Origin of the sequence: Pseudomonas syringae pv. cilantro (genome assembly GCF_001293775.1) — a bacterium.
GTDB lineage: Bacteria > Pseudomonadota > Gammaproteobacteria > Pseudomonadales > Pseudomonadaceae > Aquipseudomonas > Aquipseudomonas syringae_P.
The window spans coordinates 202,562-216,714 of sequence record NZ_LGLN01000067.1; the positions used below are offsets into that span (position 1 = coordinate 202,562).

Below are 14,153 nucleotides of genomic sequence, written 5' to 3' on the forward strand. Positions count from 1 at the left end.
TTCCGATGAACACTTTTTTTAACCATGCAGTTGTCTAGACAAATAAGCCCGATGTACCGCGAACTGGCCAACACCTTGCGTGAGGAGCTGGCCACTTATCAGCCTGGCGACTTTCTGCCAGCCGAGTTTCAACTGGCCGAGCGTTTCAGCGTCAATCGCCACACCATCCGCCGCGCTGTCGATGAGCTGGTGCGTGAGGGCAGTGTGTTGCGTCGGCAGGGCAAGGGCACTCAGGTGCTGGAACGCCCGCTGATTTATCCGATGCAGGCCGACAGCGCCTACAGCAAATCGTGGTCGGCACAGGGGCTTGGCGTGGAAGCGATTCTGCTGCGCCGTCGTGACTGTGAGGCCACTCGTGAAAATGCCCTGCACCTTGGGCTTGAAGAGCAGGCGCCGCTGATTGAGCTGCAGACCTTGCGCAAGCTGGACGGCCAGGCGGTGAGCCTGATCTTCCATCGCTACAGCGCCCGTTACAGCGAGTTGCTGGCCGATTACAAAGGCGGCTCGGTGCGCCAGTACCTGGCCGAGCGCGAGCTGCCGCTGAGCCGGGTACAAAGCCTGATCGGGGCGCGACTGCCGTCCCGTGAAGAAGCCGGCTGGCTGTTGATGCCACGGCACATGCCGGCGCTGACCGTGCTGACCGTTTCCTGCGATGCGGCGGGGCAGCCGGTGGAGCTTTCGCGCTCGGTCAGCCGCGCCGACCGCTTCCAGTATCAGGTAATGACCCCTTTAGCGACCCCGATCAAGACGACCTGACCCTGAGGTGTGCCATGCAGACAACTCCCGAAATCGCCGCGCGCCAGCACTGGTTGGGCGTATTGGCCCGCGCTCATGTCGATCAGCCGAGCCGCGAGCAGTTGAGTCGCCATGAAGCCGCGCTGCGTGATACCGAATACCAGATGATCCGCGCCCCGGAAATCGGCATGACCCTGGTGCGCGGTCGTATGGGCGGCACCGGCTCGGCGTTCAACCTGGGCGAAATGAGCGTCACGCGCTGCGTGGTGCGCCTGTCCGACGGCCGCACCGGCTACAGCTATCTGACCGGTCGTGACAAGCGCCACGCCGAACTGGCCGCCCTGGCCGACGCGCACCTGCAGGGCGCGCAACAGGCTTGGTGGCTGAGCGAGCTGATCGAACCGCTGGCGCGTGCGCAAGCCGAGCGCCGGGCACGCAAGGATGCCGAAACCGCTGCCACCAAAGTGGAATTCTTTACGCTGGTCCGAGGAGAAGACTGATGAACGCCGTTCTTCTGCAACCTGCTTTCACCGATCCTGTACTGGACGCGCAACGCAGTTTTCGTGTGGCGCTCAAGGCGCTGGCCGGCCCCGGCGTGATTCAGACCCTGCCCGCCGGGCATCAGCCGCCGGCGTTGCAGGGGCTGGACAGCGCAACCCATGCGCTGTGCCTGGCATTGCTGGACCTCGACACACCCGTCTGGCTGGCACCTGCCTTCGACACGCCAGCGATTCGCGCCAATATTGCCTTTCATTGCGGCAGCCCGATTGTTGCTGATCGCAACGCTGCGCGCTTTGCCTTGCTCGATGGGCCGACGGCTCAGAGTCTGGACGGTTTCGACATCGGCAACGACCGTTACCCGGATCAGTCCTGCACCCTGTTGATCCAGCTGCCGAGCCTTGAAAGCGGGCGGACACTGAGCTGGAGCGGTCCCGGTATCGAACGAGAAAACAGCGTGGCGTTGCCTCTGGAGAACAGCTTCTGGAGTGAGCGTGAATCGCGTAACCCGTTCCCGTGCGGGCTGGACATGTTCTTTGTGTCGGGCAATCAGCTGCTCGGCTTGCCACGCAGTACCCGCGTGAAGGAGTGTGTCTGATGTACGTTGCCGTCAAAGGTGGTGAACAGGCCATTGATAACGCTCACCGCCTGCTGGCCAACAGGCGCCGAGGCGATTCAGACATCGCCGAACTCGACGTCGAGCAGATTCGCCAGCAATTGCCGCTCGCTGTTGCCCGGGTCATGAGCGAAGGCTCGCTGTACGACCCGCAACTGGCCGCGCTGGCGATCAAACAGTCGGCAGGCGATCTGGTCGAGGCGATCTTCCTGCTGCGCGCCTACCGCACGACCCTGACGCGCTTCTGCGCGAGCCGGCCGATCGACACCTCGAACATGCAACTGAACCGGCGCTTGTCGGCCACTTTCAAGGACTTGCCCGGCGGCCAGTTGCTGGGCCCGACGTTCGACTACACCCACCGCCTGCTGGATTTCACCTTGCTGGCCGAAGGCGAGCATCCCGGCCCGACTGTCGATCCGCAGGCCACGCTGGAACCCTGCCCGCGCGTGTCGGGGTTGCTGGCCAACGAAGGGCTGATGAAGCCCGAAGTCGATGACGGCGAGCGCGTGGCGGATATCACCCGCGAGCCGCTGGAGTATCCGGCCAGTCGTGCCCAGCGCTTGCAGGCACTGGCGCGGGCAGACGAGGGTTTTCTGCTGGCGTTGGGTTACTCGACTCAGCGCGGCTATGGCCGCAATCACCCGTTCGCCGGGGAAATCCGTATCGGCGAGGTCGAGGTCTGGATCGAACCCGAAGAGCTGGGCTTTCCAATCCTGATTGGCGACATCGAAATCACCGAATGCGAGATGGTCAACCAGTTCGTCGGCTCGGCCAGCGAACCTGCGCAGTTCACGCGCGGTTACGGCCTGGCGTTTGGCAACGCGGAGCGCAAGGCGATGGGCATGGCGCTGGTGGATCGTTCATTGCGCGCCGAGGAATTCAACGAAGAAATCCGCTCGCCCGCCCAGCAGGAAGAGTTCGTGCTGGCGCACTGCGACAACGTCGAGGCCGCAGGCTTTGTCTCGCACTTGAAACTGCCGCATTACGTCGACTTCCAGTCTGAACTCGAGCTGATCCGCAAGCTGCGCAAGTCCGCACCGAATCCGGAGAGCGACCAATGAGGACTGCACCCATGAGCACCGCACCGCAACGGCCTGCACGGGATGAGGCCTACAACTTTGCTTATCTGGACGAACAGACCAAGCGCATGATTCGCCGTGCCTTGCTCAAGGCCGTCGCGATTCCCGGTTACCAGGTGCCATTCGGCGGGCGCGAAATGCCGCTGCCTTATGGTTGGGGGACGGGTGGCATGCAGCTGACCGCCACGATTCTGGGTGACGATGACGTGTTGAAAGTCATCGACCAGGGCGCTGACGACACCACCAATGCGGTGTCGATCCGGCGTTTTTTCGCGCGCACCGCAGGCGTTGCCACCACCGAGCGCACCCCGGAAGCCACGGTGATCCAGACCCGTCACCGGATCCCGGAAACACCGTTGCACGCAGATCAGATCATGGTTTATCAGGTACCGATCCCCGAGCCGCTGCGTTTCATCGAACCCTCGGAAACCGAAACCCGCACCATGCACGCGCTGGATGATTACGGCGTCATGCACGTCAAACTCTACGAAGACATCGCGACCTTCGGCCACATCGCCACCAGTTACGCCTACCCGGTGATGGTCGATGAGCGTTACGTAATGGATCCGTCGCCGATTCCGAAATTCGACAACCCCAAGCTGCACATGAGCCCGGCGCTGATGCTGTTCGGTGCCGGTCGCGAAAAACGCCTGTACGCCGTGCCGCCGTTCACTCAGGTGGTGAGCCTCGACTTTGAAGACCACCCGTTTGAAGTGCAGCGCTGGGAGCAATGCTGTGCCATCTGCGGCAGCCACGATTCCTTCCTCGACGAACTGATTCTCGATGACGCCGGGACCCAAAGCTTTGTCTGTTCCGACACCGACTACTGCGCCCAGCGCGTCAAACAGCAGGAGAACGCCCGATGATCAGTGGCCTTTCATTGAATCCCGAGGGCATGCGTCAGGCCGAACCCGCGCAGCCGCTGCTCAAGGTGCGTGGCCTGACCCGTCTGTATGGCGTGCAGAAGGGTTGTCAGGACGTCAGTTTCGACCTGTACCCCGGCGAAGTGCTGGGCATTGTCGGCGAGTCCGGGTCGGGCAAGTCCACCTTGTTGTCGCTGTTGAGTGGCCGCTGCCCGCCGGATCGCGGCAGCATCGGCTATCGCGGTAAACATGGCGACTGGCTCGACCTGTACAGCGCCAGCGAGGCGCAGCGTCGCACGCTGTTACGCACCGAATGGGGCTTTGTCGAACAGAACCCGCGTGACGGTTTGCGCATGGGCGTGTCGGCCGGGGCCAATATCGGCGAGCGTCTGATGGCCCAGGGCGTGCGCAATTATCAGCAACTGCGCGGTGCAGCGCTGGACTGGCTGACCCAGGTGGAAATCGATCCGCTGCGCATCGATGACCTGCCGCGCACCTTTTCCGGTGGCATGCAGCAGCGTTTGCAGATTGCCCGCAATCTGGTCTCCAGCCCGAGGCTGGTGTTCATGGACGAGCCCACTGGCGGGCTGGACGTGTCGGTGCAGGCGCGCTTGCTCGACCTGTTGCGCGGGCTGGTTCGCGAGCTCGATCTGGCCGTGGTGATCGTCACCCATGATCTGGCAGTCGCGCGGCTGCTGGCTGACCGGCTGATGGTCATGCGTCGCTCGGAAGTGGTGGAAAGCGGCCTCACCGATCAGATCCTCGATGATCCGCAGCACCCGTATTCGCAGCTGCTGGTGTCCTCGGTGTTGCAGCCATGAGCCGCACATCCCACATAGAAAAGGTGAAACCGATGACAACCTTGATCGAGGTTCGCGACCTGTCGAAAACCTTCACCCTGCATCAGCACAACGGCGTGGTCCTCAATGTGCTGCGCGGCCTCAATTTCTCGGTGCGCAGCGGCGAATGCCTGGTGCTCAGCGGTCAGTCCGGCGCGGGCAAAAGTACGCTGTTGCGCACCTTGTACGGCAACTATCTGCCTGCTGCGGGGAGCATTCGTGTGCAGCACGAGGGTGAATGGGTCGAGCTGGTCGGAGCGAGTCCGCGCCAGGTGCTTGAGGTACGGCGCAGGACGCTGGGCTACGTCAGCCAGTTTCTGCGCGTCATCCCGCGGGTGTCGAGCCTGGATGTGCTGATGGAGCCTGCGCTGGCAAGAGGCTGGTCCCGCGAGCAGGCGCTGGAGCGTGCGCAGCTGTTGCTGACCCGTCTGAACATTCCGCAACGCCTGTGGCCGTTGGCACCCAGCACGTTCTCCGGCGGTGAACAGCAACGCATCAACATTGCCCGGGCCTTCATGGTGCCGTGGCCGGTGCTGTTGCTCGATGAACCGACGGCTTCGCTGGACGACGCCAATCGCAACGTGGTGCTGGAGCTGGTCGATGAGGCCAAACAGGCCGGCGCTGCATTGATCGGCATCTTTCATGACCGTGACGCCCGCGAGTCGGTCGCCAACCGTCAACTGGACATGACCCCGGTGGACCTCACCACCAAGGAGTTGCTGCAATGCTGACTGAACAGATTTTCAGTAATGCCCGCGTGGTGACCGCCGAACAGGCGTTCACCGGCACGGTAGTGGTTCGCGATGGGCTGATTGCCGACGTGCAGACCGGGCGCAGCCAGTTGAGTCAGGCTCAGGATCTGCAAGGCGATTACCTGCTGCCAGGACTGGTGGAACTGCACACCGACAACCTGGAAAAGCACCTGTCGCCACGGCCGGGTGTCGATTGGCCATCGACTTCAGCGGTGATCAGTCACGACGCGCAGATTGTCGCGGCCGGCATTACCACCGTGTTCGATGCGCTGTCGATTGGCGACATCAATCCCAAGGGCAAACGCATGCAGCAACTGCCCGCAATGTTGCAGGCGATTGCCGACGCCAACGCGGCAGGCCTGACTCGCGCTGAACATTTGCTGCACTTGCGCTGCGAAGTCAGCCACCCGGACACCCTGAATGTGTTCCGTGATCTGGTGGACCAGCCGCTGGTGCAACTGGTGTCGGTGATGGACCATGCGCCCGGCCAGCGTCAGTTCGCGCTGGAGTCCAAGTACCGCGAGTACTACATGGGCAAATACCAGATGAGCCACGAAGAGATGGATCGCTTCATCGTCGATCAGGTAGCTAACTCCTGCGAATATGCTGACCGTTATCGCCGGGCGATTGTCGAGTTGTGCCTGGCGCGCGGCCTGTCGATTGCCAGCCATGACGACGCGACCATGGCGCATGTCGAGGAGTCTGCGGGCTTCGGCATGAATATCGCCGAGTTCCCGACCACGCTGGAGGCGGCTCAGGGTTGCCGGCGCCTGGGCATGAGTGTCTTGATGGGCGCGCCGAACATCGTGCGCGGCGGCTCGCACTCCGGTAACGTGGCGGCGGCATCATTGGCCAGGCAAGGGCTTCTGGACATTCTGTCCAGCGACTATTATCCCGCCAGCCTTTTGCAGGCCGCATTCATGCTGGTCGAGCAGGACAATGAATGCGAGCTGCCGCAGGCGATAAACATGGTCAGTCGCACCCCGGCGCTTGCCGCCGGGCTGGCGGATCGCGGTGAAATTCGCGTCGGTCTGCGCGCGGACCTTATTCAGGCGCGCAGTCATGGCGGCTTGCCGGTAATCGACAAGGTATGGCGACAGGGCAAGAGGGTGTTTTGATGGTTGGCAGGTTGATTTATCTGATCGGGCCGTCGGGTTCCGGCAAGGACAGCGTGCTGGATGCCGCTCGGGAAACGCTGGCGCGACGCGCTTGCCGGGTGATGCGCCGGGTGATCACCCGCTCCGCAGAAGCGGTGGGCGAGGCGGCGCAGGCGGTGACGGTCGAACAGTTCGAGCAGATGCGCGAGCGCGGCGCGTTTGCCCTGTGCTGGCAGGCCAATGGCTTGCACTACGGGATTCCCATCGAGATCGATCAATGGCTGCTGGAAGGCCATGACGTGCTGATCAATGGCTCGCGGGCGCATTTGCAGAAGGCGCAGATGCGTTATCCGAACCTGCTGGCGGTGCTGCTGACGGTCAATCAGGAAGTGTTGCGTCAGCGCCTGCTGGCACGGAATCGCGAAACCTTGGGGGAAATCGAGGAGCGCCTGGAGCGCAACGCGCGTTTTGCCGGAGACGTGCTGGCCAACGATCCGCAGGTTTTTTTCCTGGACAATTCCGGCGATTTGCAACAGACCGTTGCCACCCTGATCGGTTTACTGGACAAGCTTCACGCATGCGCCTGACGCTGCTGGGCACCGGGGATGCCCGACAAGTGCCGGTCTACGGTTGCCAGTGCGTGGCGTGTCTGGCGGCGCGCGCCGATCAGGTCTTGCGGCGTTTGCCGTGCAGCGCGTTGATCGAATGCGCCGGCCAGCGCTGGTTGATCGACAGCGGCCTGACCGATCTCACCGAACGTTTTCCGCCACACAGCCTGAGCGGCATTCTGCAAACCCACTATCACGCCGACCATGCGCAAGGCCTGCTGCATTTGCGCTGGGGCCAAGGGCTGGTGATTCCGGTCCACGGCCCGGCGGACCCGGAAGGGCTGGCCGACCTGTATAAACACCCCGGCATTCTGGATTTCAGCCAGCCGTTTGCCGCCTTCGAAACCCGTGCACTGGGCGAACTGCAGGTCACTGCGCTGCCGCTGACGCACTCCAAACCGACATTTGGCTACCTGTTCGAAGGCGATGGCCAAAGCATGGCGTACCTGACCGACACGGTCGGCTTGCCCGACGTGACCTGCGAATTCCTGCAACGCCAACCGCTGGACCTATTGGTTCTCGATTGCTCCATGCCGCCGCAGCCTCAGCCGCCGCGCAATCACAATGACCTGACCCTGGCGCTGGGAACCATCGACCAACTGCGACCGGCCAAGGCGGTGTTGACGCACATCGGCCACACGCTGGATGCCTGGTTGATGGAGTCGCCCAGACATTTGCCGGGCAATGTGGTGATCGGGCACGACGGAATGACGGTGAGTTGAGAGGTGTTACATCGCCCCCACCTCCGGCTTACCGTCCCTCGACCCGCCATAAACCGGTGGATGGGTAACGATGTGTGTCAGATCGACCGTCGAGGCCAGCAGTTTCTGCAGGTCCGGGCGCGGGCGGGACAGACGCGGATCATTCGCCGTCGCGTGTTCAAGTGCCTCGGCGCAGGCCAGCAGCTTCGCATCGCCCCGAAACCCGCCAATGACCTGTAACCCGAACGGCATGCCTTGATGGTCCGTGCCGCAGGGCAGCGACAACGCCGGATTGGTGGTCAGGGTGATGGTGTAGCACAGCGCCAGCCAGCGGTAGTAATTGTCCAGTGGCACGCCGTTGACTTCGCGCAGGTACAGCTCGCTCCAGGGGAAGGGCGACACCGGCGTGGTCGGTGCAAGGATCAGGTCGTAGTGCTCGAACTGTTTCTGGAACTCGCGAAAAATCCGGCTCTGCTCGCCATGCGCCTTGACGCAGTCTTGCAGCGACATCGCCGCGCCCATCTCGAAGTTGGCGCGGGTGTTGGGGCCCAATGCGTCCGGATCGCGGTCGTGAGCGTCCTGTAGACCGGCGACGAAGGCTTCGGCGCGCAACACGTCGAAGGTGCGGTGGGCGCTGGTCAGGTTCAGGTCGATGGCTTCGCAGGACTTGAACAGCGGTCTCAAAGCGTTGATCTTGTCGCGGAAGACTGCGCGGATATGGGTGTCCACCGCGCATGTACCAAAGTCTTCGCTGTAGCCGACCCGCAGCTGGCTGAGGTCGACTGTGCGTGGCGCGAACTCGTCATCGGCAACGGCGTAGCTCAATGGGTCGGACTGCCCCAGCCCGGCGCTGGCACGCAGTTGCAGCAGGGTGTCAGCGACATTGCGGCCCATCGGGCCGACTACGGAAATCGGCGTCCAGCCGAGTTTCTTGCGCTCGCTCGGCACCAGCCCCGGCGAAGGGCGCAGGCCGACGATGCCGCACAGCGCGGCTGGAATGCGCAGCGAGCCACCGGTGTCCGAGCCGCTGCATAACGGCACCATGTCCACCGCCAGCGCGGCGGCCGAGCCACCCGAGGAACCGCCGGCATTCAGCTCTGGGTTGAACGGGTTGCCGGTCGCGCCCCACACCACGTTGCGGGTGTTGGCGCCTGCGCCTAGTTCTGGAACATTGGTCTTGCCGACCATGATCGCCCCGGCAGCGCGCAGGCGGGCCACGAACAGGTTGTCCTGCGCGGGTATGTTGTCGCGAAACAGTTGCGATCCGTAGGTAGTGAGCACTCCGGCGGTTTCTTCCAGGTCCTTGATGCCGATCGGCAGGCCGTGCAGCAACCCCAGCGGTTTGCCTTGCAGGACTGCCTGTTCGGCGATCACAGCCTCGTCTCGGGCGCGCTCGAAGCAGGTTGCGGCGAAGGCATTTATTTTCGGATTCAGGCTTTCAACGCGCTCAATACAGGCGTCGAGCAATTCCACTGGAGAGACCTGTTTGTTGCCGATCAGCGCCCGTAATTCGGTGGCGGATTTACCGAGCAGTTCGGATGGATTTTGCATGGGGTTCCTCATAGTGGTGATAGTACTCACGCTCCACATTTACGGCTATACACGAATCTGCTTTTGATTCTGGCCGGAGGCCGTGGGAGATTCAGGAAGTTACGACGGCTGCGATGGGCGCGCGAAGCGGCCCNGCGGACAAGTCCGCTCCCACACGAGCGAAGCGTCGCCCGGTCTGCTCCCACGGCCTGCGGCCAGAATCAAAGGCAGGTGGTGACGATACATCTTCAAACATCCCCCAACGCCAGTATCGTCGCCACCAGCGCCTGGCCTCTGGGTATCAGGGTGTTCAGCTCCAGATACTCACGGTCAGTGTGTACTTTGCCGCCCACCGGGCCGAGGCCGCACAGGGTGGGGATGCCGAGGCTGGCGGTGAAGCCCGAGTCGGCGCAGCCGCCGGTGAATTCGCCTTGCACGCTGAAGCCCAGTTCCTGCGCGAGGCGCTGATAAATACTTAGCAGTTCGGTACTGTGCCGGGCTTCCATCGGCAGAAAGGTCGTGGCTTCCAGCAGCCTGGCCGATGTGCCGGGCAGTTCCTCTTCGGCGACGATGGCCTGGACGGCTGCGAAAATTTCATCCCACTGCCTGAGTTCGACAAAGCGCACATCGAGCTTGGCCGTGGCGCTGGGCGCGACGGTATTGCTGGACGTACCGCCCGAGATCAGCCCGACATTGGTGGTGATGCCTGCTGCATAATCTGTCAGCGCGTGCAGCTTGATCACCTTGTGCGCGAGAGCCTGAATTGCGCTGGCGCCTTCGGCGTGATTGACCCCGGAATGCGCCGCACGGCCGCTGACTTCGATGATCAGCGTTGCACCGCCTTTGCGGGCGCTGACCACGTTGCCGCTGGCGCGTCCCGGTTCCGGGTTGAGCACCGCGCGCGCCTGACGGGCGTATTTTTCGATGTGAACACGGGCGCTGGCGGAGCCGATTTCTTCGTCGCCGGTGTACAGGATCTGCACCGGAAACGGCAACGGGCCGAGGCGTTTCAGTGCCTTAAGGGCAAAGCAGTTGAGCACCAGTCCGCCTTTCATGTCGGCCACACCGGGGCCGTAGGCCAGCTCGCTGTCGTTTGTGTAGCCGCGTGTAGTGGTCGTGCCTTTCGGGAACACCGTGTCGCGGTGACCCAGCAGCAATACCGGTTTGCCGGGGCCGCCGTGCAGTTCGGCGAGCAGCACATCGCCGAAACCCTCGACCGGAATGCGCTCGACGCTGATCCCGTCGGCCTCCAGCTGTGCGGCGAGCAGATCGCCGACCGCATCGACCCCGGCCTTGTCGTAACTGTTGGAATCGGTATCCACCAAACGCTGCAAAAGCGACTCCATCGCCTCGTACTGCCCGCTCAGCCAGTCGGTTGCCTGCCGTTGTGCGTTATTCATTCACTCTGCTCCCGTGCCCGGTGCTCGCGGGTCAGCCGTGCGCCGTCGGTGCCCAGGTCCCAGAACAGTCCGGCCATGATTTGCAGGCTTTCTCTGACCACCGGCGCCAGCAAGTGCTCGTCGGGTGCATGCTGCGAGCACGCCGGGTATGAGTGTGGCACCCAGACTGTCGGCAGGCCCAGCACTTCAGCGAACACATCGTTGGGCAGCGAGCCACCGAGGTTGGGCAGCAGTGCTGGCTTCTTGCCCGTGGTGGTGGCCAACGACTCCAGCGCCCAGCCGACCCACGGGCTGTCCGGTGACAGGCGGGTGGCGTGCATCACGTCCATGCGCGTCTGCCGGACCTCGACCTGATTGAAACCGTGGGCGTCCAGATGAGCGCGCACCGCCGGGATAAAGGCGTTGTAGTCGCTGTCGACCACAAAACGTATGTGACACAGCGCGTGGGCCTTGCCGGGGATCGCGTGCACCGGCGCATCCGGGTTGCCGGTCTTGAAGGCGAGGATGTCGAGGGTGTTCCAGCCGAAGACCTTTTCGCTGAGCGACAGCGCCGGGTCGCCCCAATTCGGGTCGATTTCCGGATCGCCGGGGCCGCCGCCGACTTCAATATCTGCCAGCGCGGCCTTTACTGCTTCAGGAATGGCCTTAGGCATGAGCCCTGCGACTTTCACCCGACCGTGTTCATCGACCATGCTGGCAATCGCATTGGCCAGAATGATGCCGGGGTTGGACAGCAGCCCGCCCCAGTTGCCGGAATGGTGCGCGCCTTCGCGCAGGTTCACCGTCAGCTCGAAGTTGAACACTCCTCGCGAACCGAGAAACAGGGTAGGGCGCGCGGCTGCCAGACGCGGGCCGTCCGAGGCGATGAAAATATCCGCCGCAAGCTCTTCGGCATGCGCCTGGCAGAACGCATTGAGGCCGGGTGAACCGTCTTCTTCGCCCATTTCCAGCAGCAGTTTGACGTTGAAACCCAGCTTGCCTTCGCGCGCCTTGAGGGTCTGCTCAAGGGCGGTCAGGTTGATCAGGTGCTGGCCTTTGTTGTCCGGCGTGCCACGACCGTACCAGCGATCACCGCGCTCGGTCACCTTCCAGGGTGACAGGCCCGCTTGCCACTGCGCGTCGTAACCGCGCACCACGTCACCATGGCCGTAGCTGAGCAGGGTCGGCAGCGCCGGGTCTTCGATGCGCGTGGCGATCATCAACGGCCCGCGCCCGGCCACCGGGTTGTCGTGCACCTTGACGCTGAAACCCAGGCGCTCGACGTGCGGGGTGATGAATTCGTTCAGATAACGATAAAGCTCCGGCAGGCTGGCGGCCTCCTGGCTTTGGGTCGGGTACGCGACGCTGTCGCCAAGCAGGGCGAAAAAGGTGCCGTTGTCGAACTGCTCGGTGGCGTTTTCGATGGCATGTGAACGGCTACTCATGAGGGCATCAGCTCCAGGGTTTTCGAAGTGTCGCGCAAGTGGCAACGGACGGTTCCGCCTTCCATGCGCCCAGTGGCCGGATAATGTTCTTTGCACACCGCCATGCAGCCGGGGCAGCGCGGATGAAAAGCGCAGCCCGAAGGCGGCGACATGGGGTTGGGGAAGGTGCCGTGCAGGCCCAGGTCAGGAATGCCCAGGTGCGGGTCGGGGGTCAGTACCGAGTCCAGCAGCGCCTGGGTGTAGGGATGCCCCGGTCGAGCGAACAGCGATTCGCGGCTGCGTTCCTCGACGATGCGGCCCAGGTACATCACCGCCACCCGGTCGGCCAGATGTTCGATGACCGCCAGGTTGTGGCTGATCAGCAGGTAGGTCAGGCCGAACTCCTGTTTGAGGTCCTGCAACAGGTTGAGAATCTGCGCCTGCACCGACACGTCCAGCGCCGAAGTCGGTTCATCGCAGATCAACACGTCGGGGCGCATCACCAACGCCCTGGCAATCGCTACGCGCTGGCGTTGGCCGCCGGAAAGCTGGCTGGGGTAGCTGTCGATGACTCGTTTCGGCAAGCCGACCACGTCCATCATCGCTTCGACACGCTGGCGACGTTCGGCCGGGGTGCCGATGCCGTGCACGATCAGCGGCAGCGTGACGATTTCGCGCAGGGTCTTGCGCGGGTTCAGCGACGAGTAGGGGTCCTGGAAAATCGGCTGGATGCGCCGCGCCATTTCCTTGCGGTCGGTGCCTGCCAGATGCTTGCCGTTGACCAGCACGTCGCCGCTGCTGGGTGCGAGCAGGCCGAGCAGCATCTTCGCCAGGGTGCTTTTGCCGCAGCCGGACTCGCCGACCAGCCCGAGGGTTTCGCCGCGCATCAGGCGCAGCGACACGCCATCGACTGCTTTCAAGGTGGCATTGGGTTTGAAAAAGCCTCGGCTGATGCTGAATTCGCGACGGATGTCGCACAGCTCCAGCGCAATGTCCTTTTTGACGCTGGTATTCAGGGCTTGATTAGTCATGACGTCATGCCCTCCCGGTGCAACACAGGTTCGGCGCCCGCCGAGGCAAACAGGCAGCGGGTCATGTGGTTATGGCTGTGAACGGGCGGTACGTCATCGGCGCAGGCTGTAATCGCCTGCGGGCAACGGTTGCGGAAGGCGCAGCCGTGTTGTTCACCGACCAGGCTGGGCACCAGCCCCGGAATCGAACCCAGTGGCTGGCCCGGCTGAGTGCGTCCGGGGATCGGGATGCTCGCCAGCAGACCACGCGTGTACGGATGTTGCGGGTTCTCGAACAGCTCGACCGCCGGGGCGGTTTCGACGATCTGCCCGGCGTACATCACCGCCACCCGGTCGGCTATCCGCGCCACCAGCCCCAAATCGTGAGTGATGAAAATCACCGCCAGACCGAACTCTTTCTGGATGTCGCGGATCAGGCGCAGAATCTGCGCCTGAATGGTCACGTCCAGCGCAGTGGTCGGCTCGTCGGCGATGATCACGTCCGGTTCACACATCAGTGCCATGGCGATGATCACTCGCTGACGCAGTCCGCCCGACAACTGATGCGGGTACTGGCGCAGGCGCTCGCCGGCGTTGCTGATGCCGACCTTCTCGAGCATCTGCGCCGCACGTTGCAAGGCTTCCTTGCGCGACACCTTGCGGTGCCGGGTCAGCACTTCGCTGAGCTGATCGCCGATGCTGTACGCGGGGTTCAGCGAGGTCATGGGCTCCTGAAAGATCATCGCCAGACGATTGCCGCGCAGGTCGCACATCTGCCGTTCGCTCTGGGTCAGCATGTCGATGCCGTCCAGGCTCAGGGTGGTCGCGGTGCGCCGGGCTTTGCGCGGCAGCAGGTCCATGAGTGCCAGCGAAGTCAGGGATTTGCCGCAGCCCGATTCGCCGACGATGCACAGCATTTCGCCGCGCTCGACCTGAAAGTCCAGGCCGCGCACTGCGTGGAGCGTGTCTTGCCCGAGCGGGATCTCGACACGCAGGTTTTCAACATGCAACAGCGCCATGTG

Annotated in this window: 15 protein-coding genes; 10 read left to right on the top strand and 5 right to left on the bottom strand. The window is 63.2% G+C overall.

Features of this window, described 5'->3' with window-relative positions:
* The first annotated feature begins 24 nt into the window (after window positions 1-24).
* The 10 genes from phnF to phnP are packed head-to-tail and all read left to right on the top strand — an operon-like array spanning window position 25 to window position 7,809.
* Window positions 25-756, top strand: a complete 732-nt coding sequence (gene phnF / locus ABJ99_RS18150) for a phosphonate metabolism transcriptional regulator PhnF (RefSeq protein ID WP_054086997.1) — start codon at window positions 25-27, stop codon at window positions 754-756.
* A gap of 14 nt (window positions 757-770) precedes the next feature.
* Entirely contained in the window at window positions 771-1,235 is a 465-nt protein-coding gene (phnG, locus tag ABJ99_RS18155) for a phosphonate C-P lyase system protein PhnG (RefSeq protein ID WP_054086998.1), read from the top strand.
* Window positions 1,235-1,831 carry a phosphonate C-P lyase system protein PhnH gene (gene phnH, locus ABJ99_RS18160; protein WP_054086999.1) on the top strand — a complete coding sequence of 199 codons (597 nt, stop codon included), beginning with the start codon at window positions 1,235-1,237 and terminating at the stop codon, window positions 1,829-1,831. The genes phnG and phnH overlap by 1 nt, the downstream gene beginning before the upstream one ends.
* On the top strand, window positions 1,831-2,910 hold the full coding sequence (locus ABJ99_RS18165; RefSeq protein WP_054087000.1) for a carbon-phosphorus lyase complex subunit: 1,080 nt from the start codon (window positions 1,831-1,833) through the stop codon (window positions 2,908-2,910). Before phnH ends, ABJ99_RS18165 begins: the two co-directional genes overlap by 1 nt.
* 11 nt (window positions 2,911-2,921) lie before the next feature.
* On the top strand, window positions 2,922-3,794 hold the full coding sequence (locus ABJ99_RS18170) for an alpha-D-ribose 1-methylphosphonate 5-phosphate C-P-lyase PhnJ (protein ID WP_162491521.1): 873 nt from the start codon (window positions 2,922-2,924) through the stop codon (window positions 3,792-3,794).
* The gene (gene phnK, locus ABJ99_RS18175; RefSeq protein ID WP_080378205.1) at window positions 3,791-4,612 is read left to right on the top strand and encodes a phosphonate C-P lyase system protein PhnK; all 822 of its coding nucleotides are present in this window, start codon (window positions 3,791-3,793) and stop codon (window positions 4,610-4,612) included. The genes ABJ99_RS18170 and phnK overlap by 4 nt, the downstream gene beginning before the upstream one ends.
* A 32-nt stretch (window positions 4,613-4,644) precedes the next feature.
* Window positions 4,645-5,361, top strand: coding sequence for a phosphonate C-P lyase system protein PhnL (gene phnL, locus ABJ99_RS18180; RefSeq protein ID WP_054087002.1), 717 nt, complete (start codon window positions 4,645-4,647; stop codon window positions 5,359-5,361).
* On the top strand, window positions 5,355-6,500 hold the full coding sequence (locus ABJ99_RS18185) for an alpha-D-ribose 1-methylphosphonate 5-triphosphate diphosphatase (protein ID WP_054087003.1): 1,146 nt from the start codon (window positions 5,355-5,357) through the stop codon (window positions 6,498-6,500). Before phnL ends, ABJ99_RS18185 begins: the two co-directional genes overlap by 7 nt.
* The gene (gene phnN, locus ABJ99_RS18190) at window positions 6,500-7,066 is read left to right on the top strand and encodes a phosphonate metabolism protein/1,5-bisphosphokinase (PRPP-forming) PhnN (RefSeq protein ID WP_054087004.1); all 567 of its coding nucleotides are present in this window, start codon (window positions 6,500-6,502) and stop codon (window positions 7,064-7,066) included. Before ABJ99_RS18185 ends, phnN begins: the two co-directional genes overlap by 1 nt.
* The gene (gene phnP / locus ABJ99_RS18195; protein ID WP_054087005.1) at window positions 7,057-7,809 is read left to right on the top strand and encodes a phosphonate metabolism protein PhnP; all 753 of its coding nucleotides are present in this window, start codon (window positions 7,057-7,059) and stop codon (window positions 7,807-7,809) included. The genes phnN and phnP overlap by 10 nt, the downstream gene beginning before the upstream one ends.
* A 6-nt stretch (window positions 7,810-7,815) precedes the next feature.
* Here the strand turns inward: phnP and ABJ99_RS18200 are convergent, their stop codons facing one another.
* The 5 genes from ABJ99_RS18200 to ABJ99_RS18220 all read right to left on the bottom strand — a co-directional run bounded on the left by ABJ99_RS18200 (window position 7,816) and on the right by ABJ99_RS18220 (window position 14,150).
* A complete protein-coding gene (locus ABJ99_RS18200; RefSeq protein WP_054087006.1) occupies window positions 7,816-9,339 on the bottom strand; it encodes an amidase in 1,524 nt (507 codons plus the stop codon).
* A 227-nt stretch (window positions 9,340-9,566) separates the two neighbouring features.
* Entirely contained in the window at window positions 9,567-10,718 is a 1,152-nt protein-coding gene (locus ABJ99_RS18205; RefSeq protein WP_054087007.1) for a M20 family metallopeptidase, read from the bottom strand.
* Entirely contained in the window at window positions 10,715-12,142 is a 1,428-nt protein-coding gene (locus ABJ99_RS18210) for a M20 family metallopeptidase (RefSeq protein ID WP_054087008.1), read from the bottom strand. The genes ABJ99_RS18205 and ABJ99_RS18210 overlap by 4 nt, the downstream gene beginning before the upstream one ends.
* On the bottom strand, window positions 12,139-13,152 hold the full coding sequence (locus ABJ99_RS18215; RefSeq protein WP_054087009.1) for an ABC transporter ATP-binding protein: 1,014 nt from the start codon (window positions 13,150-13,152) through the stop codon (window positions 12,139-12,141). The genes ABJ99_RS18210 and ABJ99_RS18215 overlap by 4 nt, the downstream gene beginning before the upstream one ends.
* Window positions 13,149-14,150 (bottom strand): ABC transporter ATP-binding protein, encoded by a 1,002-nt coding sequence (locus ABJ99_RS18220; protein ID WP_054087010.1) that lies wholly within the window; start codon window positions 14,148-14,150, stop codon window positions 13,149-13,151. Before ABJ99_RS18220 ends, ABJ99_RS18215 begins: the two co-directional genes overlap by 4 nt.
* Window positions 14,151-14,153 lie beyond the last annotated feature (3 nt).

Excerpts from the sequence above, each read along its gene's own strand:
- phnF (WP_054086997.1), top strand. The coding sequence starts at position 25 with ATGCAGTTGTCTAGACAAATAAGCCCGATGTACCGCGAACTGGCCAAC.
- phnG (WP_054086998.1), top strand. The coding sequence starts at position 771 with ATGCAGACAACTCCCGAAATCGCCGCGCGCCAGCACTGGTTGGGCGTA.
- phnH (WP_054086999.1), top strand. The coding sequence starts at position 1,235 with ATGAACGCCGTTCTTCTGCAACCTGCTTTCACCGATCCTGTACTGGAC.
- ABJ99_RS18165 (WP_054087000.1), top strand. The coding sequence starts at position 1,831 with ATGTACGTTGCCGTCAAAGGTGGTGAACAGGCCATTGATAACGCTCAC.
- ABJ99_RS18170 (WP_162491521.1), top strand. The coding sequence starts at position 2,922 with ATGAGCACCGCACCGCAACGGCCTGCACGGGATGAGGCCTACAACTTT.
- phnK (WP_080378205.1), top strand. The coding sequence starts at position 3,791 with ATGATCAGTGGCCTTTCATTGAATCCCGAGGGCATGCGTCAGGCCGAA.
- phnL (WP_054087002.1), top strand. The coding sequence starts at position 4,645 with ATGACAACCTTGATCGAGGTTCGCGACCTGTCGAAAACCTTCACCCTG.
- ABJ99_RS18185 (WP_054087003.1), top strand. The coding sequence starts at position 5,355 with ATGCTGACTGAACAGATTTTCAGTAATGCCCGCGTGGTGACCGCCGAA.
- phnN (WP_054087004.1), top strand. The coding sequence starts at position 6,500 with ATGGTTGGCAGGTTGATTTATCTGATCGGGCCGTCGGGTTCCGGCAAG.
- phnP (WP_054087005.1), top strand. The coding sequence starts at position 7,057 with ATGCGCCTGACGCTGCTGGGCACCGGGGATGCCCGACAAGTGCCGGTC.
- ABJ99_RS18200 (WP_054087006.1), bottom strand. The coding sequence starts at position 9,339 with ATGCAAAATCCATCCGAACTGCTCGGTAAATCCGCCACCGAATTACGG.
- ABJ99_RS18205 (WP_054087007.1), bottom strand. The coding sequence starts at position 10,718 with ATGAATAACGCACAACGGCAGGCAACCGACTGGCTGAGCGGGCAGTAC.
- ABJ99_RS18210 (WP_054087008.1), bottom strand. The coding sequence starts at position 12,142 with ATGAGTAGCCGTTCACATGCCATCGAAAACGCCACCGAGCAGTTCGAC.
- ABJ99_RS18215 (WP_054087009.1), bottom strand. The coding sequence starts at position 13,152 with ATGACTAATCAAGCCCTGAATACCAGCGTCAAAAAGGACATTGCGCTG.
- ABJ99_RS18220 (WP_054087010.1), bottom strand. The coding sequence starts at position 14,150 with ATGGCGCTGTTGCATGTTGAAAACCTGCGTGTCGAGATCCCGCTCGGG.